At 39.3% G+C, this 19,996-nt stretch carries 18 protein-coding genes and 1 pseudogene; 8 read left to right on the forward strand and 11 right to left on the reverse strand.

What is annotated here, in order from left to right; genetic code table 11:
* Positions 1 to 337: 337 nt before the first annotated feature.
* Positions 338 to 3,169 carry a CHAT domain-containing protein gene (locus RMZ41_RS11940; protein ID WP_322642714.1) on the forward strand — a complete coding sequence of 944 codons (2,832 nt, stop codon included), beginning with the start codon at positions 338 to 340 and terminating at the stop codon, positions 3,167 to 3,169.
* 150 nt (positions 3,170 to 3,319) lie between these two features.
* On the opposite strand, the gene RMZ41_RS11945 is transcribed toward RMZ41_RS11940, so the two are convergent.
* Entirely contained in the window at positions 3,320 to 3,826 is a 507-nt protein-coding gene (locus RMZ41_RS11945; protein ID WP_322642715.1) for a DUF1993 domain-containing protein, read from the reverse strand.
* A gap of 192 nt (positions 3,827 to 4,018) precedes the next feature.
* Between RMZ41_RS11945 and egtC the strand changes: the two genes are divergently transcribed.
* Positions 4,019 to 4,828 (forward strand): ergothioneine biosynthesis protein EgtC, encoded by an 810-nt coding sequence (gene egtC / locus RMZ41_RS11950; protein WP_322642716.1) that lies wholly within the window; start codon positions 4,019 to 4,021, stop codon positions 4,826 to 4,828.
* On the opposite strand, the gene RMZ41_RS11955 is transcribed toward egtC, so the two are convergent.
* Positions 4,791 to 5,012, reverse strand: a complete 222-nt coding sequence (locus tag RMZ41_RS11955) for a hypothetical protein (RefSeq protein ID WP_322642717.1) — start codon at positions 5,010 to 5,012, stop codon at positions 4,791 to 4,793. The two genes, egtC and RMZ41_RS11955, sit on opposite strands and share 38 nt — an antisense overlap.
* Before the next feature lie 402 nt (positions 5,013 to 5,414).
* Here RMZ41_RS11955 and RMZ41_RS11960 point away from each other — a divergent pair, with 402 nt between their 5' ends.
* From RMZ41_RS11960 to RMZ41_RS11975, 4 genes and pseudogenes are all read left to right on the forward strand, one after another.
* Entirely contained in the window at positions 5,415 to 6,092 is a 678-nt protein-coding gene (locus RMZ41_RS11960; protein ID WP_322642718.1) for a heme oxygenase (biliverdin-producing), read from the forward strand.
* A gap of 155 nt (positions 6,093 to 6,247) precedes the next feature.
* The gene (gene hemN, locus RMZ41_RS11965; protein ID WP_322642719.1) at positions 6,248 to 7,630 is read left to right on the forward strand and encodes an oxygen-independent coproporphyrinogen III oxidase; all 1,383 of its coding nucleotides are present in this window, start codon (positions 6,248 to 6,250) and stop codon (positions 7,628 to 7,630) included.
* Positions 7,631 to 8,309: 679 nt separating this feature from the next.
* A pseudogene (locus RMZ41_RS11970) lies at positions 8,310 to 8,531 on the forward strand (GlsB/YeaQ/YmgE family stress response membrane protein); the annotation flags it as partial.
* A 160-nt stretch (positions 8,532 to 8,691) separates the two neighbouring features.
* A complete protein-coding gene (locus RMZ41_RS11975; protein WP_322642720.1) occupies positions 8,692 to 9,384 on the forward strand; it encodes a manganese catalase family protein in 693 nt (230 codons plus the stop codon).
* 158 nt (positions 9,385 to 9,542) lie between these two features.
* Here the strand turns inward: RMZ41_RS11975 and hpsU are convergent, their stop codons facing one another.
* The 4 genes from hpsU to RMZ41_RS11995 all read right to left on the reverse strand — a co-directional run bounded on the left by hpsU (position 9,543) and on the right by RMZ41_RS11995 (position 13,035).
* Positions 9,543 to 10,124, reverse strand: a complete 582-nt coding sequence (hpsU, locus tag RMZ41_RS11980; protein ID WP_322642721.1) for a hormogonium polysaccharide biosynthesis acetyltransferase HpsU — start codon at positions 10,122 to 10,124, stop codon at positions 9,543 to 9,545.
* 3 nt (positions 10,125 to 10,127) lie between these two features.
* Positions 10,128 to 11,084, reverse strand: a complete 957-nt coding sequence (locus RMZ41_RS11985; RefSeq protein WP_322642722.1) for a glycosyltransferase family 2 protein — start codon at positions 11,082 to 11,084, stop codon at positions 10,128 to 10,130.
* 74 nt (positions 11,085 to 11,158) lie between these two features.
* Positions 11,159 to 12,091: a glycosyltransferase family A protein gene (locus RMZ41_RS11990; RefSeq protein ID WP_322642723.1), complete on the reverse strand. Its 933-nt coding sequence runs from the start codon at positions 12,089 to 12,091 to the stop codon at positions 11,159 to 11,161.
* 134 nt (positions 12,092 to 12,225) lie between these two features.
* The gene (locus tag RMZ41_RS11995; protein ID WP_322642724.1) at positions 12,226 to 13,035 is read right to left on the reverse strand and encodes a hypothetical protein; all 810 of its coding nucleotides are present in this window, start codon (positions 13,033 to 13,035) and stop codon (positions 12,226 to 12,228) included.
* A 469-nt stretch (positions 13,036 to 13,504) separates the two neighbouring features.
* On the opposite strand from RMZ41_RS11995, the gene cobU reads away from it, so the two are divergent.
* Together cobU and RMZ41_RS12005 are read left to right on the forward strand one after the other, a co-directional pair.
* Positions 13,505 to 14,080, forward strand: a complete 576-nt coding sequence (gene cobU / locus RMZ41_RS12000) for a bifunctional adenosylcobinamide kinase/adenosylcobinamide-phosphate guanylyltransferase (protein ID WP_322642725.1) — start codon at positions 13,505 to 13,507, stop codon at positions 14,078 to 14,080.
* Between the two features lie 46 nt (positions 14,081 to 14,126).
* On the forward strand, positions 14,127 to 14,546 hold the full coding sequence (locus tag RMZ41_RS12005) for a hypothetical protein (protein WP_322642726.1): 420 nt from the start codon (positions 14,127 to 14,129) through the stop codon (positions 14,544 to 14,546).
* 22 nt (positions 14,547 to 14,568) lie between these two features.
* Here the strand turns inward: RMZ41_RS12005 and RMZ41_RS12010 are convergent, their stop codons facing one another.
* The 5 genes from RMZ41_RS12010 to nuoK all read right to left on the reverse strand — a co-directional run bounded on the left by RMZ41_RS12010 (position 14,569) and on the right by nuoK (position 19,941).
* Entirely contained in the window at positions 14,569 to 15,288 is a 720-nt protein-coding gene (locus RMZ41_RS12010) for a DUF4079 domain-containing protein (protein WP_322642727.1), read from the reverse strand.
* 197 nt (positions 15,289 to 15,485) lie between these two features.
* Complete coding sequence (locus tag RMZ41_RS12015; RefSeq protein ID WP_322642728.1) at positions 15,486 to 17,141, reverse strand: glycosyltransferase family 39 protein; 1,656 nt, start codon at positions 17,139 to 17,141, stop codon at positions 15,486 to 15,488.
* Positions 17,142 to 17,290: 149 nt separating this feature from the next.
* A complete protein-coding gene (locus RMZ41_RS12020; RefSeq protein ID WP_322642729.1) occupies positions 17,291 to 18,085 on the reverse strand; it encodes a GNAT family N-acetyltransferase in 795 nt (264 codons plus the stop codon).
* A gap of 623 nt (positions 18,086 to 18,708) precedes the next feature.
* Positions 18,709 to 19,629 (reverse strand): NAD(+) kinase, encoded by a 921-nt coding sequence (locus tag RMZ41_RS12025; RefSeq protein WP_322642730.1) that lies wholly within the window; start codon positions 19,627 to 19,629, stop codon positions 18,709 to 18,711.
* Between the two features lie 6 nt (positions 19,630 to 19,635).
* Positions 19,636 to 19,941 (reverse strand): NADH-quinone oxidoreductase subunit NuoK, encoded by a 306-nt coding sequence (nuoK, locus tag RMZ41_RS12030; protein WP_322642731.1) that lies wholly within the window; start codon positions 19,939 to 19,941, stop codon positions 19,636 to 19,638.
* Positions 19,942 to 19,996 lie beyond the last annotated feature (55 nt).

Genomic DNA, 19,996 nt, shown 5'->3' on the forward strand with positions numbered 1-19,996 from the left:
TATTTAATTGTTGATAAAAATTTGGTACACTTTAATCTTCTAGAATCCTGATTACTGTTTTAGATAAATTGCATAAAACTGTACACTTTTAGAAATTTCAGTTTTTTTTGCGGATTTCTGGTAACTTAAACAATAAAAGCTCATTAAAGAAGAATTCAGAAGTTAGAATGGGCTACGCCTCGTTTCTCTAGGAGATGCTATGCCGCCCGCTTTTCGCTACGCCATCCGCTTTTTCGATATGAACATCATTCTGTTAGCGGAAAGCTAAGGTTTAGCCCATTATGACTGCTGACTCTTGAATTCTGTTTCGATAAATATTTTATCTAGGTGGAGAAATATGAAAGCTAAGAATAAATATCTTAAAATATTTTTTTCTGCACATCGGTGGATGCAGATGTTGTTAAAGGTTGGGAATCTCTACAAAAAACTAGTTTGTTTTTTAACTCAGCAATACCAAAAACCAAATCGCCATGTAAGAGAGATTAAAGTATTGTTTTTGGCTACATTATTAACATGTATTGTGTTTGGACAAGTTGTATCTGCACAAACTCCAAATGCTACTGCACTAGTTGAACAAGGAATTGAAGCATATAATACAGGAAGTTTTTTTAATGCGATCAAATATTGGCAGGAGGCATTAAATCAGGATAAGAATAATCCAGACTCGACTGCGATTATAAATGAAAATTTGGCGCGTGCCTACCAAGAAATAGGAGACAATAAAGAGGCGATTGCATCCCTATCGGCAGCAATTCGTGACTATGGCGCAGTGGAGAATATTCAGCAAGTGGGACGAATGAAGTCTGAACTTGCCCAAGTGTACAGCAGTTTGGGACAACCCCGCAAAGCGATCGCACTTTTGTGTGGCAAACTGGTAGATAAGTCAAAAAGCTATGAAAATCAACCAAGTCATGAAATAGAATGCACTCCCGAAAGTGCTACACAAATTGCCACAAAATACAACGATAAAATCGGTCAAGTTGCAGCTTTGGGAATTCTCGGCGAAGCATATCGCTTAATTGGTGATTACAACCAAGCAATTCTATATTTGCGTATAGCACAAAAACTCGATCCAGGTTCTGAATTTTTATTGCTAAATAGTTTAGGGAATGCCTACAAAAGTCGCGCTCAATTACGAGAGTTACAAGCTGATTCTGCAAATAAAGCTGGTATTTCTAGTAAAGAAAGTAAATTTATTCAACAGTCTATAGAAGACTATAAGCTAGCTTATCAATATTTTGATAAAAGTACAAAACTCGCCAGCGACCATAAAGATAATTTAGCAGAGATGCGAGGATTATTAAATTTAATTCAGTTGGATTCTCAAACAAATAAGAGCAAAGTTATTAACGATAGCGAGTTTAACAAAACCCTTGAAGACGCTTTAAAAGTTCTTGAAAGCTTACCCGATTCAGCCACAAAAGTCTATGGGGCAATTGATTTAGCATACTTGCAGCGCGATGCTAAAGGAACTTCACCCTTTACCTACTGTCCAACTCAGGTGGTTTTATCTGGTAATAACGAAGTATTGAATTTGCTCAATAACTCAGTATTAACAAGTAAAAAATTACAAGATAATCGCCTAATTTCTTATTCTAATGGAGCTTTAGGTCATTTATGGGAATGTAGAGCAGATAATGAAAAAGCCTTAAAATATACCCAAGCTGCTATCCTCGCAGCAGAGAATAAATTGAGTGCAAAAGATAGCTTGTATTTGTGGGAATGGCAAGCAGGACGCATTTTAGATAAACAGAATCGAAAAGAAGAAGCGATCGCATCCTATCAACGAGCATTTGATACCCTAGAAGATATTCGCAGCGATATTTTAACAGCTGAGAGAAATGTCCAGTTTGACTTACGCGATGTTGTGCGTCCATTGTATCGTACCTTGGCACAGTCGCGGCTTGATTTGTTAGATGTTGGGGCAATTGCAGATGAACGACGCGCCAAGGAACTATCAAAAGTAGTTAATACCATTGATGCGTTAAAACTAGCAGAATTACAGAATTATTTTGGCAACGATTGCATTTTAAGTGCCTTAAATCCCAAACAGGTAGGAGAACTACTTCAAGATAATAGTGTAGCGTTTCAGAATACTGGGTTTTTGAGTTCCATAATATTAGATGGCAAAACCGGGATATTATTACAGTTACCGAATCAGGCAACTAAATTTAAGTGGATTGAAGACCCCAACCAAAAAGGTATAAAAAAAATAGTTAGTAGCGATACCCTACAAGAAAAAATTACCGAGTTTCGCACAGGACTAGTTAAAGGAAAAGAAGAATTTAACTACAATACAACAACTGCGGCACAACTTTATGATTGGATAATTCGCCCCTTTGCTGAGGATCTTAAACCGGAGAAAATTAAAACCCTGGTGTTTATTCAGGATGGATTTTTGCGTAGTGTTCCAATGGCAGCACTTTATGACAGCCAACAACAGAAATATTTAGTTGAAACCTACGCGATCGCAACAACCCCCAGTTTACGACTTAACACACCCAAAGCCAGCGATCGCAGGACGCAAAAGGCGTTAATTTTGGGTTTAACAGAAAAAGCCACAATCGACGGCAAGACTTTTGATGCACTTTCAGCTGTTTCTGATGAAGTTAATGCAATTAAAAGTATATTTCCTAATCATACCGACCTGATCGATGAAAAGTTTTTCCCCGAAAGTTTTCAGAAAACCCTTGACAAAAGCAGATATCCTATTGTTCACATAGCTAGTCACGCTCAATTTGGGATTATTCCTGAAGACACCTTCATTGTCACAGGCAAAAACCAAAAACTTACCATCAGTGAATTAGAAAACTCACTGCGAAACCTCAGCAGTAAATCAGATCCCGTCGAACTACTCACATTAACTGCATGTGAAACCGCAGTTGGCGACGACCGTGCCACACTAGGATTAGCTGGAGTTGCATTGCAAGTTGGGGTTAAAAGTGCGATCGCATCTTTGTGGAATGTCACAGATGAATCAACATCTGAACTAGTCAAAGAGTTTTACACCAATTATCATAATAGTGGCATGAGTATTGCAGAAGCATTGCAAAAAGCCCAAATTAAGATGATTCATCCTAAAAAATCATTACCATCTGAAGACATAGATACCAACTATGAAAATCCTGCCTATTGGGCCCCAATGATTGCGATCGGTAATTGGCTTTGATACTAATTACAAATTATTCTCGCACTCTCGGCTAATACCATTTCACTTTAAGGTTGATACAAATAGGGAGCAGGGGGGCAGGGGGGAAAGAATTAGAAATAAATTATTTGTATCAGGTATTTCGTGAAATGACATTAGATATTGTTCCTATTAAGGCTGACCAAGAAAGTCTTGTTTACCAAGTTCTACACCGCAGTGTCTGAGAATGTCATAGGCTGTTGTGACATGGAAATAAAGATTTGGTAACACAAAATAGAGCAGATATGGCATTCCTTGAAAGGAGAGAGTGTTGTCACGCATTTTAATGGAAATTGCTCTCTCTTCAGAACCGTCGATTTGCTCAGGTTTATATGTATTTAAATGAGAGATAGTTTTTTGAATGCGGTCAATAAGTTGAGGGAATGTAGTTTCATTGTCCTCAAATTGGGGTGCTTCTATCCCTGCTAGTCGTGCAGCACCTCTATTTACAATATCGGAGGCAATTTGCACTTGTTTTGATAACGGAAACATATCTGGGGATAGACGACTATTGATCAAAACAGAAGGATCTATGTTTTTTGTTTCAGCATAATTAGCGCCTTTTTCCAGAATACTTACAAGGTTATTCAGTGCCCGAATAGACACAGGTATTGAAGCTTGGTACATTGAAATGGTCATTGAGAATTCTCCAGAAAAAGTTTAATGAAAGTTACAAACAAAAGTATGACTAAAGTCATGGTTTAAGCATACACAAGATAAAAAATAATTGTTAAATTAGTAATGTTTTGCAGTAATTGCACAGTTAAAAGTTTCGATTAATATCGGGGCTTGTGGCTAAATTTTGTTAATCTTTCAGCAACGTCATTTTTTATGTGTAGATTAATTGGCTACCTTGGTAATCCCATCCCATTAGATGAGTTGCTGTATAAACCGGAGCATTCGCTTTACAAACAAAGTTACAGCCCCTTGGAATTAAAATCAGGAGGAGTTTGTGCAGACGGGGCGGGTGTAGGCTGGTACGACGAAGTGGGAAAACCCTTCATTTACCGAAACACGATTCCGCTTTGGAACGATCCGAATCTGAAAGAGTTAAGCAACTATGTACAATCTAGCTGTACTGTAGGCTATGTTCGATTAGCTGGGATAGGTGAATCGCTGGACATTAGCAACTGTCAACCATTTCGCAGTGGGAAACTGTTGTTTGTGCATAATGGCGAAATCTCAAACTTTCAACAGACTCTTTATAGACCAATACGTGAGAGCCTCTGTGATTCCACATACCGCCTGATTAAAGGCATGACTGACTCAGAACACATCTTCGCCTTGTTAGTGCAAATGTGGCAGTCTTCTCCAGACAGTACTCTGTTTGATGCCTTACGTGCAACACTTCAAAAATTGACTGAGTTGGCATCAGAACACAACACCAGCTTTAGTGCCAATATAATTGTCAGTGATGGTCAAGCACTTGCAGCAGTTCGCTACGCTTACCGTACACAAGCCCCTACGCTTTATTGGTCAAGTGATTTTCTCAAGCACCCAAACCAAGTTATTGTTGCCTCTGAGCCTTTATCTAACGAAAATTGGACTGCTTTTGGTGAGCAAAGTACACTATTTGTTCAAGCCCAGTCATTACAGCCAACAATTAGTCTATTGGAGAGATTTGCTCCCATCGGGGTTTAGATAAGGATTGCTCATTAGCCACCTTGCGAAAATGCTCCGAATCGATGGCAATCCCCGCAGCCTTCATTGAAAGCGGTGGGAAACTCCATCCCTTCATGGGTGCAGAGGGATAGCCGCCCCGCCGCTTGGGGCATATTCCCCATGCCCAAAAACTCCATCCCGCAAGTGGCGTGGAGTTTTTCATACATTCTTTTAAATTTAAATAAGTATAAATAGTTATTTTTGAACATCAGTTAAATTATTGAAAGCTAATTGTGAGAAATAAACTTATTACCCATCGTTTCAAAATAGTTAAAATGCTTATTCCAAAATCAGCTTTGTTACAACTTAACTGAAATATGCCTAAATATGAGTATCAGAAAAACATAAATAAATACTAATATCTTGATAGATATATATAAATTAATAGTTAAATAATCTTAGGAGAAATAACAATACCTGGATCTAAATCGGCAGTGGTACTTACTGGATAGACTGATGTAGATCCTCTCTAAACCCAGAATAACAATCTTCTAGCTGGCACTGGCAGGCATCCTAAGCCGATGGCTGTCCAGCAACCTTGCGCTTGAACATGAAGGAAGCAACAATGAGTAGCAATCTCGCCATCAAACTGCGTTCTGGAACTCAACAAGCCCACGCATCAGCAGAAAATGTGGGATTCATGAAATGTTTTGTGCAAGGAGTTGTGGATAGAGACTGCTTCGCCAAATTCTTAAGTAACTTGTATTACGTCTACAGTGAATTAGAAGCAGCATTACAGAGTCATGTAAACCATCCTGTGGTTAGTGCAGTTTACTTTCTAGAACTTAATCGCCAATCCTCGCTCGAAAAAGATATGGTGTTCTATTATGGGGATGATTGGAGAGAGAAAATTATACCCTCATCTGCTACCCAAAAGTACATTAACCGCATTCGGGAAATTTCTGCTAGTGAACCAGCCTTATTGCTAGGTCATGCCTACACTCGCTACATGGGCGATCTTTCTGGGGGTCAAATGCTTCAAAAAGTTGCTCAATCAGCCCTGAAGCTTTCTGGCTATGAAGGCACGTCCTTTTACAATTTTGAGCAAATTCCTGATAAAAAGGCATTTAAGGATAAGTATCGTCAGGCATTAAATGCATTACCCATCGATGATGCAACAGCAGAACGGATTGTTGCAGAAGCTAATAATGCCTTTGAGTTCAATTTGCAAATGGCTCAAGAGTTAGAGGGAACTTTAATTAACGCACTCGGACAAGTCCTCTTTAATAGCCTAACTCATTAGTCATTGGTCATTAGTCATTAGTCATTAGTCATTAGTCATTTCGCCCTGCCCCCTGCCCCCTGCTCCCTGCTCCCTGCTCCCTGCTCCCTGCTCCCTGCCCCCTGCCCCCTGCCTCCTTCCCCACTCCCTTCACACACTTATTGGAAAGTAACTCAATGGTTTTTCTATTACCTGGTGTCAAATTCGATCTGGATCTGATTCAAAAGTACGACACTCGCGCACCTAGATATACTAGTTACCCGCCCGCTACAGAGTTAAGCGAAACATTCACTGAAACTGATTTTAAGGCCGCGATCGCAGCATCTAATCAACGCCAAACTCCTATGAGTTTATATTTCCACATCCCTTTTTGCCAAAGTGCTTGCTACTTCTGCGGCTGTAACACGGTAATTTCTAACAACAAGAATATTGCTAAACCTTATGTGGAGTCTTTGGTTCAAGACATCAAAAACACCGCAGCTTTAATCGATTCAGACAGGAAAGTGTTGCAAATCCATTGGGGAGGCGGCACACCTAATTATTTGGATCGTTACCAAGTAGAATTTTTATGGAAAAACATCAATCGCTATTTCAACATTGATCCCCAAGCAGAAATTTCAATTGAAATTAATCCCCGCTATATCGATAAAAACTACATTTTCTTTCTGAGAGAGATTGGGTTTAACCGCATTAGTTTTGGCATTCAGGATTTTAATCACCAAGTTCAAGTAGCTGTAAATCGTGTCCAGCCAGAAGAAATGCTCTTGGATGTCATGAGTTGGGTCAAAGAAGCTAAGTTTGAAAGTGTGAATGTAGACTTAATTTATGGTTTACCCTATCAAACCCGTGAAACATTTCGAGAAACGCTGAAAAAGACAATTGAATTAGATCCTGACAGAATTGTTGTTTTTAACTTCGCCTATGTTCCGTGGCTAAAACCGACACAAAAAAATATTCCTCAAGAAGCGCTACCCCCAGCCGAGGAAAAGTTAGAGATTCTGAAAATGACTATTGAAGAATTGACGAATAACCAATATCTATTTATTGGGATGGATCACTTTGCCAAAACTAATGATGAACTAGCGATCGCTCAACGAAATGGCACTCTAAAACGCAATTTTCAGGGCTACACTACCCACGCTGAGACAGAATTATTTGGCTTTGGTTCTACATCCATCAGTATGCTAGAAGATGCTTATGCTCAAAATCACAAGGAATTAAAGGATTATTATCAGACAATTGCATCAGGTAATTTACCTATTAGCAAAGGTGTCAAGCTGACTCAAAATGATATTATCAGGCGGGATGTCATCATGGGTATTATGTCTCACTTTCAGTTGCATAAGCAAGATATTGAAAACAAATATCAGATCCATTTTGATGAATATTTTGCTGAAGAACTAGAGGCGTTAAAACCATTAGAAGCTGATGGTCTAGTCAGTTTATCAAAAAATCAGATTCAGATTACAGACATCGGGAGATTACTAGTCAGAAATATTGCGGTTATATTTGATACCCACACAAAAATGCAAGAGACAAAATTCTCTCGTGCTATTTAAAATAGTCGTCTCCCTAACCCTCCTTTTTAAGGAGGGAATTAAACCTCTTAAAAAAGGAGGAGCGAATATTCTTGGAAAAATATCACGAAATTAGCTCTATTGAGATATAGCCTTACTTCATTATTGCTGAAATTTTGCGGTCTTTAAACTCCTGATTCATTAACAAACTTGGAGATTAAATTTTTGAATAAATATTCTGTTTGATATTTTCAATAAATATTGATTGTCCAAAATAAATTTTTATGTAACTTAGAAAAGCTAGTTGAAAAATAATTTTTATACATCTCCAAAAAGATACACAAAACATTTATATCTTTAGATGGATACATATTCGTTTATATCGCTAATCTATTAATCATCGAAAGTTATATTTTTGCTAATAATTATTTTTATAAAAAATAAAGCCTAATAGATTAGAAATTAAATAATTTACGATTTGTTTGCCTAGTAACAAATGTTGAGCATCTTTATGGTATTTATTTATGCCATAAGGCAATTTTCATCTAAATTGCTATGTAAACTCTTTTGTCTAACTTTTGGATTTAGGATTTATCCCATCTGGTAGAAAGAATTGTGAATCAGAGTTGATAACTTAGATACATGTGAAATTGTTGAGGCAGTTATGAGTATTATTGCTTGGGTAGTTTTAGGACTTTTGGCAGGTGTGATCGTGTAGGCGATCGCTAAAGCTATTTATCCTGGCTATCAAGGTGATGGAATTCTCTCCACAATGATTTTAAGTATCATTGGTGCTTTCGTCGGTGGAAGTCTGTTTAGCTGATTGCGAACAGGAACTCTACAAATTACTGCGGCTGGCACTGGTTTAACTCTTCCTGGGATTTTAGTTGCTGTGCTTGAGGCAATTTTTGCTATTTATCTATGGGCATTAATTCAGAAGAAGCAGCAATTACTAATCGCTAATTGGCAGTTCTCAACACTGACAGGTCTTCTATTTAACCAGCTTGAGAAGCTATCAAACATCAAATTAGCTCTCTCTGGGAAAATCCGAAAAGACCATTACATCCCTTCTGTAACATCATACTTTTTGGAAGTGTAAATCTATGTTTTTTCACAAAAAAGAGCCTATTCATGCAGTTAACGTTAGTGAACCAAATCCTCGTTTTGCTCAATTACTTCTAGAGCAGTTTGGCGGAGCTACTGGAGAACTTAGTGCTGCATTGCAATATTGGGTTCAATCATTCCATGTTGAAAATGCTGGAATTAGAGATATGCTCCAAGACATTGCAATTGAGGAATTCAGCCATTTAGAAATGGTTGGGAAACTCATTGAAGCTCATACTAAGAATACTGATCAGACAGAGGCTTATAAGAGTACTCTCTTTGCAGTTCGAGGCATTGGGCCTCATTTTCTAGATAGTCAGGGTAATGCTTGGACTGCAAGTTACTTGAATGAAGGCGGAGATGTAGTCCGTGATTTAAGAGCTAACGTTGCAGCAGAAGCTGGCGCTCGTCAGACTTACGAAGAGTTAATTAAGTTGGCAACTGACAAAGGAACTCAAGAAACTTTAGTGCATCTGTTAACACGAGAAATTTCTCATACCCAGATGTTTATGAAAGCTCTAGATTCGCTAGGTAAGCTGACAGATCCATTCTTTGGTAATATTAAGCCAGATGAAACTGTTGCTCTTTACTACAACCTATCTACAGATGGTAATGGTAAAGATGAGCGTGGCCCTTGGAATTCTGAGCCAGAATTCAAATACATTGCTAATCCTTTAGAAAGTCACTCTTAATTCTATCTAGACTTCCGCAATTCCTCTATTTACCAAAATTCGTTGTTGCAAATAGAGGAATTGCGGGCTAAGTTTTGGGGGTTCGATACCATCTAGAAAAGTACAAAACGTAAGGTAGCACAGTTAACTGTGCTACCTTACTGTGTTTGTTGATAAAATCAGGGGGTTGTGGGGAAATCAAGTTTTATCCGACTCGTCCTGGGATGACAAGGGCTTCCCCAACAAACCTGTCCAGAAGGCATATTAGCCAAAACAGTACTACGAGCGCCAATCACAGCATTAGTCCCGATTTGCACTCCCGGCCCAACGAAACAATCTGCTGCTACCCATGCACCATTGTTAATAGTGATACTCGCTGTTTTCAATCCAAAGGCAGGATCTTCGATATCGTGACTACCAGTACACAGGTAACTTTTTTGAGAAACTACGCAGTGTTCACCGATGTCTATCCGATCCAGGCTGTATAAAACTACGTTATCTCCAATCCAGCTGTAGTTGCCAATGGTAACTTTCCAAGGATAGGTGAAGCGAGCGGTAGGTCGAATTAATACGCCTTTGCCGATATTAGCGCCAAATAGTCGTAGCAAGACACAACGCAGAATATTTAACGGTTGAGGAGTGAGGGGAAATGCGATCGCTTGTACAAGCCACCATAACAAAACATACCAACTTGGCCGCCCGCGATCAAACCAAGATTGGTCATATTTACGTAAATCTACGAAAGGTTGGTCATTTGTCATTTGTCAAGAATCAATGGTTAATAGCTTTACCTCTGCTCCTCTGCTCCCCTGCTCCCCTGCTTCTTCCTTTGGAGTAGTTGCAGTATTTAAGTGACCACCACAGTTGCGTAATTCGTAAAGTTTAACGCCAATTTGATATTCATATTGACTCAGCAAGCGTGCATAAATATATCCAGCTTTGCCATCCAAAAAACCGCGTTGAATTATATAAAATAAAACAAACCGTAAAAAGGGTTTAAATGGCAGATGTACCCACACTTTTTTCAAAAAGCGCTTGCGTTGCACTGCATCACCAAAGAGATTTGCGCCGATAGTGCCGCTATCATCTTTACCTGTAAGAATATTAAAATAAACGCTGGCTTCCCAGTTGGAATAACGGTTATGACGTTCTAACCAGTGATAAAGGTCGCGGAAGTCCTCGTGGAGCATATCATTTTTGAGATACCCAACTTTGCCCTGCAAAATCACATGTTCGTGAACTTCGTTGTCGCCAGTGTTGGGAATATCTTCTGTATGTAGGTTTTCGTAGCGGCCTTTTTTATGCTGAAATAAACGGAGATTCCAATCGGGATATTTCCCACCATAACGAATCCATTTTCCTAAGAAAAATACGCGGCGGTTGAGATAATAACCTGTATATTCTTCATTTTGAATTGCTTGGTCAATTTCTTCCCAAAGTTCTGGGGTAATGCGTTCGTCGCAATCGACAATTAGCACCCATTCGTTACGGAAAGGGAGATTATCTAAAGACCAATTTTTCTTTTTAGGCCAGCGTCCATTGAAGTTGAATTGCACGACATTTACACCGTGACTTTTCGCAATTTCAATGCTGTTGTCGGTACTTTGAGAGTCTACTACAAATATTTCATCTGCTCTGCTGACGCTAGCGAGGCAGGCTGGCAAGTTTGCTTGTTCGTTTTTTGCTGGAATTAGTACTGAAACTGGTATTTTAGATGACATATATTTAGGAGTTAGGAGTTAGGAGTTAGGAGTAAAGCATTCTGAATTCTGAATTCTGAATTCTCCATTCTTCTTTATTTCTTATTTGATGTGAATAAAAGACCTTGAATAGCAGCATTTAAGTAACCAATCTGACCGTAAGCATATACAAGTTTGTCAAACCGTTCTGCTGGATCGGAAAAATATTGCAATGCTTTATACAAGCCACGCACAAACCGTTCGCTACCTCGCTGCAATTGAGCGATTCCAGCTTTACCAGCAAGTTGTTCTCGATAGCATTCACTGATACCCTGCCACCAACCTCGGTTTAAAAACCAGGTGCGTTGTAGACGTTCTGGGGCTACATTGTGAGCAACTAGCGCTTCAGGAAGATAAGCGACTTGCCAACCACGCTGTAGGGCAAATTCGGTCATTTGCAGTTCTTCATTTGATAATAGATTTTTCCCCACTCGACCGAGATGAGGATCGAAACCGCCAATTTCTTCTAGGAAACTGCGGCGGATGGAGTAATTTAAGCCTCTGGGTGTTAAGCCAGGTTGCTCGATGTAGATGTTACTATCACCCAAGTCGTATGCACCCAAATTTGCAGCTAGTCCTGGAGATAGCCACCGTGGTTGTTCGATTCCTGGCGGCCATAAGAGAGTGACTTTGCCACCTGCGATCGCTAGTTTAGAATTATTGTAATAGGCAAAATATAAAACTTGTAGCCAACCCTGGCTAGCAACAGCATCGTCATCCAAATAAGCAAGAATGTCACCACTAGCTACTTTTGCGCCTGTGTTACGGGCGACAGATAAACCGAGAGTGGGTTCAAATACATACTTCAGGCGTGGATTGTGGGTTCTTTGTTCTACAACCTCACGGGTGCGATCGCTAGATCCATTATCAACTATCACAATTTCAAAGTCAGTAGCAAAATCCTGTGCTAAAAGACTATCAATTGCAGCCCCTAAATAGGTATCTCGATTGTGGGTACAGATAATGGCAGAGATTTGGGTGTCTGGCATAGATTTTATTTTGGATTTGAGATTTGGGATTTTAGATAAAAATCTTAAATCCAACGCATACCTGCTGAGAGTTAATCTAAACCAAAAATTACCGACCCACCAACCGAGTTTCTTCGGAAATAATCTTTAAAACTTCACGTTTGTTGAATATGACTGTGTAAAACTACAAGTGTTTGAGCCAGTTGACTCAGGCGGGTTTCTAAAGATTGCTTACGCCCCAATAGTTGACGTAACTTTTGGTAACGTGCGATCGCCATACTAACATTCGGAACTTGATCTGCTGGACATGGGCGTGACCAGACTTTACCAGCATCATCTACACCACAGAGGCGGTAGCCAGTAATCGATGATTTATAAGATACTTTCCCACCAGTGGCGCAAATTTCTTCTACATAGTTCATTAGGCGGTCAACTTCTGCATGGCGCAATGTTGCAGTTCCTCCCGGTTCTGGTTCGCTGGGATTGGATTCTAACCAGCCATTGACAATTGGCCCTTCTAAGTAAATATCCTGAATTTGGTTCAAAATATTTTGCAGTTCTATTTGCCAACCAGCGACAGTTTCCTGAATTTCTTGCAATAGATTCATCGCCAATGCTGGGTTTGCTCCGTGGCGATGGTTACTAAAGGTCGGAGTTTTTAACTTGGGTAGGCTGGGTGTTTTGCCACCATTCTCTTCTGCTTGAAAGGTCTGCACAGAGTCGTGGTGAGGAAAGAAATTCTGTTCGGGAGCATCATTACTCTCAGTATTTACGCCCAAATCAACTGTTTGTTCTTGCTGAGATGATGGAGTTTGTGTACTTTCTGTAGATTCGTTGGCTCCGACACTGATTCTAAAGGAAAAAGGCCGTTTTGTTGTCGAATCTCCTGCTTCGGCGGCAGAGGCAGTGCCGCGATTCCCTAAATCGTGTAGCGTTGCTTCTATGCGTTTTAAGCCTGCGTTCATAAAGACATCCTAAATTTTGCTGTCCCCAATGGTGTTGAATAATTGAGAAGGGGGTTGTTGGGATTTTCGGCTTTTGCCAATTGTGACACCAATCTAATTCGTAATTCGTAATTCGTAATTAATTAGAAAGAGTTTTTACCTAGTGCATAATGACGTTAGTCCTGTTTGCGGTGGGATGTCAATCCTGACTAGAAACCGAATTATGAATTATAAATTTTGAATGGTGCTGGTGCTAATTTTATCCCTTAAAAGTTATTTCAAACCAAAAATTTTACCAATAAAGTAAAAACTGTAGCGAGCAATTGCAACTAGCTACTTATTTTATGGCTTACGCAAAAAGTCAGTGAAATCCTTGATTTACGGTAGGGGTAATATCCTGTGGAAAGCCGCTTTGCATCTACATGAATCGCCCTTACGGTGTATAGTTTTGCGTATCTCCTATTATTGTTAAAATACTCAGAAAACAACTTTGGGTAAAATCATCTTAGTAACAGGGCCAGCACGATCTGGTAAAAGTGAATGGGCGGAAACTCTAGCTATGCAGTCAGGGAAAGCAGTTGTTTACGTAGCAACAGCGACCGATAACACAGATGACCAAGAATGGCATCAACGTATTTTAGAACATCAGCAACGCCGTCCTCAAGACTGGGTAACTCTATCTGTACCTATAGAACTGTCTGCTACCCTCGCCGATGCTAAACCCTATACGTGCCTTTTAGTTGATTCTTTAGGAACTTGGGTTGCTAATCTTTTAGAGGAAGATAAATCTAGCTGGGAAAATATCGTTGTAGAGTTATTAGAGACGGTGGATCTGGTTGCTGCTGATATGCTGTTTGTAGCAGAAGAGGTAGGTTGGGGTGTAGTACCAGCTTATCCCCTTGGGAGGATGTTCCGCGATCGCTTGGGTTCTTTAGTGCGCCAGTTAGCTGCCCTTAGCGAAACTGTCTATTTAGTTACTGCTGGTCATGTTCTCAATCTCAGTGTTCTTGGTTCGCCATTGCCAAACAGAGAGGATGCTGGAACATTCAGGAGTCAAGATTCTTAACTATTGATTCAAATTAATCCAAAATCTAAAATACTAAAATTGTCTTATGGCAACCAAACAAGAAGTTAGAGGATACCTTGCCTACTGGTTTCAGTTGGGTAAGAAAGTGATTACGGGCAACGGTAAGGCAAGCATTTTGCCTCAATCGGTGCTAAATGGCGATCGCTATAGTGAAGAATTTGAAGAGTGCTGGCAAAAAATTATTTCGCCGGAATCAGGTGATTGTTACCTAGAGGGTACGCAAGAAACCATTGCTGAACTGTTGACACCAGCCTGGGATATGGTTCCTTGTGGTCGTTGTGATATGCCAGTAGCCGCGCGAAACGTTGGGATGCCAGCATTGTTATGCCCCTGTAATAGTTTACCTAACTGGCCGAATACAGAACTGCCAGCACCACGAGAGCCAATTAAGACTCAAGACCAACTTAAAGCAATTCGCGATCGTCTTGTAGATAATATTGCTTAAACAAAGGATTAATTTTCTTAGTTCACTTTGGTAGTTGAGAATTTGGTGTTGGACAAGTTTTATTAGCAAAATCACACTGATAAATATATGGTTCTTGCCAACTCAAGGGAATTTCTAATAAATCTCGCGTTCCTGTCATACCTTGTCCAATAAATAGCAACAAAGCAATACAGTTTAAAATTGTATGGACGATACGCCAGCGATTAGATTTATCTTGATAAATATCTTGAACAATCGCTAATGAAAAAATCATTAGCAGTGCTGCGATTATACCAATATAATAATGCGACCAATACCACTCATTAGTACGGCGAAATACTCCATCCTGACAGCCTAGTATTACTAAACCTGCACCAGTTAAAGTAGCAAAAATTGCCCGCCATACTCGCTGCTTTGCCTGATAAAGAAATACTAAAGAGGCGATGGTAGCAGCTAATATTAATAGGATAAAAGCAACTTTCAAAGGTGTTTTATTCCATAATTGATTGTTAATAATATTTTTGCCAATAGGATAGCTTAATCCAATTAAAGTTAATCCGACAACCGCACTTGTTAGCCTTTCACCTAACTGCTTATGTTCTCCACCTACCACTGGGGGAATTTTACTCTTACTCCCGGCTAAAATTTGCAATCTGCGTTGGCGTGTTTGCCAAGCAAAATTAACTACTGTCCCGATTAGTGGAAACACGACTATAATTGCGATCGCTGGGTGTAAAAGACCAAGAAAATCTGTTATTTGCATACTACACCTTTAAATTAATCATCAAATTAATCTCAAATGACAATTTAAAGCATCGTAGTACCACTTAAATTAATTTTAGATAAGAATCTGTTGAAGATTTATTTTTGTTATTTTTATCTCAATTTAAGCAAGTAAAAATGTAAATGCCTTTTGAACAATAAGTATCTAAAAAATAAACTTGTCTCATAACCTGATAGTCAACGATTGGATAATTTCGTCTTGCGGATAATATCGCGTTGGCGCACACTGTGAGGTTTAGCTAATTTCCAAACCGAATAATATTTGTTCCTATAAACAATATCTGTCTTCAAATTATACTTTTTTTCTATCGTTTCGCGCCAAGTATCTGAAGGATTGAATAAAAAAACATCAGCAAACCTATCAGGAATTTTAGGAATTTTTTGATTTTGAACTAGCAGAAATCGCACCTTCGACTCTAAAAGATAGCTCAGAGAAAAAACATTTCCATAATTATTACCCAAAGCATCACTAATCAAAAGTGGGCGAGTAGTCTGATTGATGATTTGGGCAACTTGCGGATTGCTATAGCTCATACCCTTATTCCACCAAGTTTCTGATTGGGAATGAACTTTAGAAGAAATTAAACCGCAAATAATTACTAATGCCACGATCGCATACCAAATATTCCGGTGTGACACGCTTTGATTATATATTTGGATAGCTAGTAAGTAAGCAACAGCTAATTGAATTCCTAAATAAGATGGTATGAAATATGGATCGGTAGATGATTGTATACTGCCAGCCATTAAGTCTGGTAGTCTTAAGGGCAATACTGGTACTACAATTAATATAATGATAAACAACCAAACTTTATAGTTAGTTGTGTGGCAAAGGAAATAAATTGAATATCCTATAAAAATTAAAGAAATTATTTTAATTAAATAACTAAAACTATTTTCTAAGCTCAGGTCTATATCAAAAAATATTCGGCTTAATTGCATTAATAATAGTTCAAATACAGGCATCAAAGATGACTGCGTTGTTGTTTTATCTGCTGAAATCAAAAATTGGAAAAAGTCACCTATCACAACCGTTAGCCAAGGGATGAAGGCTAAAAAACCTACCAGTGATGCTAGCAAATAAGTTCTAACAGTTGGAGATAACTGGAATCTGGCAGTGACAATAACGTAAATTCCGTGAGCAACTGCTACAAATCCACTCCAAAGAAATGTATAAAGACTGATTGCCAAAGTTACGGCGTAAATGCTCCAAGTAGCAAATATTTCTGGCTGTTGTTTTGCTGGCTCATCTTGAGCTTGTGATTCTAAGCGTATTGCTCGTAACAAAGATGCACTAGATAGTAATATGGTGACTAACCAGAGAATATATTCTTGTGCTTCTTGGGCGTATACTAGTTGAATTGGAGAAATTGCCATGAGTGCGATCGCTACACCAGGAACCGATAGCGGCACATTAAATAATTCTCGGCATAGCCAATAGACACAAGGGAAAACCAGCAAACTGATTAAAGCAGATAAACTTCTGATTGCCGTCACTGAATTACCAAAAATTTCCAACCACAATCTAGCTATTACGTAATAAAGCGGTGGATGTAAAGAATCTTTTTTAGCCAAAGTCATAATTGTGTCATTTAAACTTTTTTGATTTACACCTTGAAACTGAGCAAAACTTTCTTTGCCAATGACACTACCATTAAATAGTTTATTTTGTGCTTCAGTTCTTGTATAGCCAGAAATTCGTAATAAGGTATAAGTTTCATCATGGGAGAAAACCTTGGTATCAAGGTTAAAAAAGCGAAACAATATACCCATTGTTAATAAGAAAATAATTAAAAATCGCAACCAACTCGGAGCAAATTTGAGATGGTGCATAAGTATTTTTCCCAAGCTTTTGTCTAAAATAATCTAGTGCCGCAGCCACGCCTATCATCATAATTCGTCATGACAAATTACGAATTAGTAATTGTATCTAAATTTGTTCGTTACATAATCTCAATAGGCATTAGGTTTAAAGATAATTTTTATAATATTTTATAACGCCATCTTGCAAAATCTTTGGTATTCGATATAGTTAAGAAATCAATAGTTTTAAAATGTCGGTCGATAGCGGGAATACTGCATATTTTAGCTCCAATATTCAAGTATGCCTGCAAAATTTTAGGAATTTCCACATTATATGAATCTGGACAACTTTGAGGCAGTTCTAGACAAGATTGTGAATTTGGATAAACCAAAATACTTGGATGCATCAAACCATTCTGCTGAAAATAATCATAAGTGCAAATAGCTTTCAAAGGACATTGTGTTAGTAATGATGCACAGCCAAAAAAATATTGATTTTTACTCCAGATGAGATAATTTGCTAACCCTTTCCATAATAGTAAAAGTGCCTGACTATTACGGTATTCTTTAGCTATACATGCACGCCCAACTTCAACTGATGCCTGAAGCACAGAATGAGGAATTGCATTAAGATTAAATATATCGGCAGCATCAAAGCCTAATCTTTGAGAAGCCATCGTATAGGTTTGCATCCGATAAGTTCCAATGGTTTTACCCGTTTGTTTGGAAGTCATGATTAAATGATGGCAAACCGCATCAAACTTATCTATATCCATCTGGGTAAAGTTGGAAGTAGAAAATCCCAAGCTTAGTTCCAGATTAAAAACTTCAAAGCGTAACCGAAAAATTGATTCTAATTCTTCTTCAGTTGAAGCCAGCCGTAGGGTATATTTTTCAGTTTGAAGGACGGGAAAATCTTCAATAGCCGGAGGAGGATTCAGTGAATAATTGATATTGCGTCCAGAAACTTCCATCTATCTTCCTACTTAGATTTGCGAAAATATCCTACTAGGATTTAGGCACTATACAAATAGCTCACATTATGCATTAATGTGTCGAATTATGATTGAAACACTTTTTGATAAAATAACCTCTAGAGAAATTTCTTACTCTTTTGGATTAGATGTACAGTGCTTTTATTATGGGCATTAATTCCTAAAAAATCTGGCAATAAGATACAAAATTTTCCTTTGATATAGGCTATAGATCAATACGCTTCAGTTAAGTCTTTCTTTCTTCTCTTAGCGTCCTACCCTGCGGGAAGCCACTTCGTGTCTATGCGTCCTTTGCGGTAGCCTGCGGCAAGCCGTTCGCGTAGCGTCTCGTAGAGAAGGGTCTACGTTAAAAAAATTGACTTTGGCAAAGAGTTTTAACCTTAACTTAACTGTATTGGGCTATATAGCACAAGTCTTGGTGGTTAGGACATCAACAGATGATGAAACTTAGACACAAAAAGACTTTTCACCCAGTCCCCAGTCCCTTGCTATAGATGTAATTCTAAGAACAGGACAAGGGGAAAGCCCCTAGATAAATCCAGGGGCTTGGATGGTTTTCGTTGCGATCGCAATCTGCGGTAGATGCACTCTAAAATACTTAATTAATTACGATGATTATTGTTGTAGTGAACCCTTGTACCTGCCCAAAGCAACTTTTCCCGTAGCGTCTGATAGTAGGAATTGTTCTCGCGCAAAATAATAAATTTAGCCCGACACTCTGCCATCCGTACATCAACGCGGTGTCCGGGCCAAATAGAAGTCCCTAACACTCCATCAGTCCACAGTTTGGTACTCAAATCGTAGTCCCCCAAAGGCCAAATACTCACCACAGAACCAGGGGGTAAAACGAGGGGACGACTAGAAAGGCTCATTGCACAAATGGGAGTAATGGTAAGTGCCTCCATACCATCATGCATAATTGGCCCATTAGCAGAAACGGTGTAACCAGTCGAACCTGTGGGAGTCGAAATTATCAACCCATCCCCAACGTACTGATCGACTACCTCACCGTCAATTTCCATTTCCAGAATTGAGGTAATCATCCGGTCAGCGGAGGCGGGTTTGACACAAAATTCATTCAAAGCCAGGTAACGCTCACTCACGGGTTCCAAATTAGAGCCGTGACCCTCATACACCGCAGCTTGTAACATCATCCGTCGTTGGATAGCATAGCGATCCTCAAACAGTCGATCCCAAACTTTCTCTGTATTTTGAAACTCTTCCACTGACTCAGTTAAAAACCCCAGATGTCCTCCCACATTCACTCCCAGAATCGGGATGCCAGCTGGGGCTAAATGTCTGGCACCAGTTAAAACAGTACCATCGCCACCGAGTACCAAGGCGAGATCGATTGGTTGAGCCGCCGAAGCCAAAAAGACAGGATAAGGGTTGTCTTTTGGCCCGCTAGGCCCCATCAACACATGGCACTCGCGGCTTTCTAGTTGTTTAGCACAGATTTCTGCCCATTGTTTACTCCGGGCATCCCGCGCTTTATAAGCAATGATTACCTGCTTTAGTTGCACGCACAATTACCATTTCAGGAGATTAAACTGCTCCATATCGACGGTATCGCGGTTGCGATAAATGGCAAGCACGATCGCTAAACCCACCGCCGCCTCGGCCGCGGCCACGGTAATCACAAATACTGTGAAAACCTGACCCTTAACTAATGTTGAGTCGAGGAAGTTGGAAAATGCCATTAAATTCAGATTAACAGCATTGAGCAGTAACTCAATTGACATCAGCACCCGCACAGCGTTACGGCTGGTAATTAAACCGTAGATACCGATGCAAAATAAAGCTGCTGCTAGTAATAAAAAGTATTGGAGTTGCATGAATCTGGGTATCCCTCCTGAAAAATCTGGCTTTTTAGTTGCGAATTAAGTCGCA

The organism is Nostoc sp. DedVER02 (assembly GCF_034530675.2).
In the GTDB taxonomy this organism is placed as follows: domain Bacteria; phylum Cyanobacteriota; class Cyanobacteriia; order Cyanobacteriales; family Nostocaceae; genus Nostoc.

Coding starts and splice junctions, on each gene's coding strand:
- RMZ41_RS11940 (WP_322642714.1), top strand. CDS start 338: ATGAAAGCTAAGAATAAATATCTTAAAATATTTTTTTCTGCACATCGG.
- RMZ41_RS11945 (WP_322642715.1), bottom strand. CDS start 3,826: ATGACCATTTCAATGTACCAAGCTTCAATACCTGTGTCTATTCGGGCA.
- egtC (WP_322642716.1), top strand. CDS start 4,019: ATGTGTAGATTAATTGGCTACCTTGGTAATCCCATCCCATTAGATGAG.
- RMZ41_RS11955 (WP_322642717.1), bottom strand. CDS start 5,012: ATGAAAAACTCCACGCCACTTGCGGGATGGAGTTTTTGGGCATGGGGA.
- RMZ41_RS11960 (WP_322642718.1), top strand. CDS start 5,415: ATGAGTAGCAATCTCGCCATCAAACTGCGTTCTGGAACTCAACAAGCC.
- hemN (WP_322642719.1), top strand. CDS start 6,248: ATGGTTTTTCTATTACCTGGTGTCAAATTCGATCTGGATCTGATTCAA.
- RMZ41_RS11975 (WP_322642720.1), top strand. CDS start 8,692: ATGTTTTTTCACAAAAAAGAGCCTATTCATGCAGTTAACGTTAGTGAA.
- hpsU (WP_322642721.1), bottom strand. CDS start 10,124: ATGACAAATGACCAACCTTTCGTAGATTTACGTAAATATGACCAATCT.
- RMZ41_RS11985 (WP_322642722.1), bottom strand. CDS start 11,084: ATGTCATCTAAAATACCAGTTTCAGTACTAATTCCAGCAAAAAACGAA.
- RMZ41_RS11990 (WP_322642723.1), bottom strand. CDS start 12,091: ATGCCAGACACCCAAATCTCTGCCATTATCTGTACCCACAATCGAGAT.
- RMZ41_RS11995 (WP_322642724.1), bottom strand. CDS start 13,035: ATGAACGCAGGCTTAAAACGCATAGAAGCAACGCTACACGATTTAGGG.
- RMZ41_RS12005 (WP_322642726.1), top strand. CDS start 14,127: ATGGCAACCAAACAAGAAGTTAGAGGATACCTTGCCTACTGGTTTCAG.
- RMZ41_RS12010 (WP_322642727.1), bottom strand. CDS start 15,288: ATGCAAATAACAGATTTTCTTGGTCTTTTACACCCAGCGATCGCAATT.
- RMZ41_RS12015 (WP_322642728.1), bottom strand. CDS start 17,141: ATGCACCATCTCAAATTTGCTCCGAGTTGGTTGCGATTTTTAATTATT.
- RMZ41_RS12020 (WP_322642729.1), bottom strand. CDS start 18,085: ATGGAAGTTTCTGGACGCAATATCAATTATTCACTGAATCCTCCTCCG.
- nuoK (WP_322642731.1), bottom strand. CDS start 19,941: ATGCAACTCCAATACTTTTTATTACTAGCAGCAGCTTTATTTTGCATC.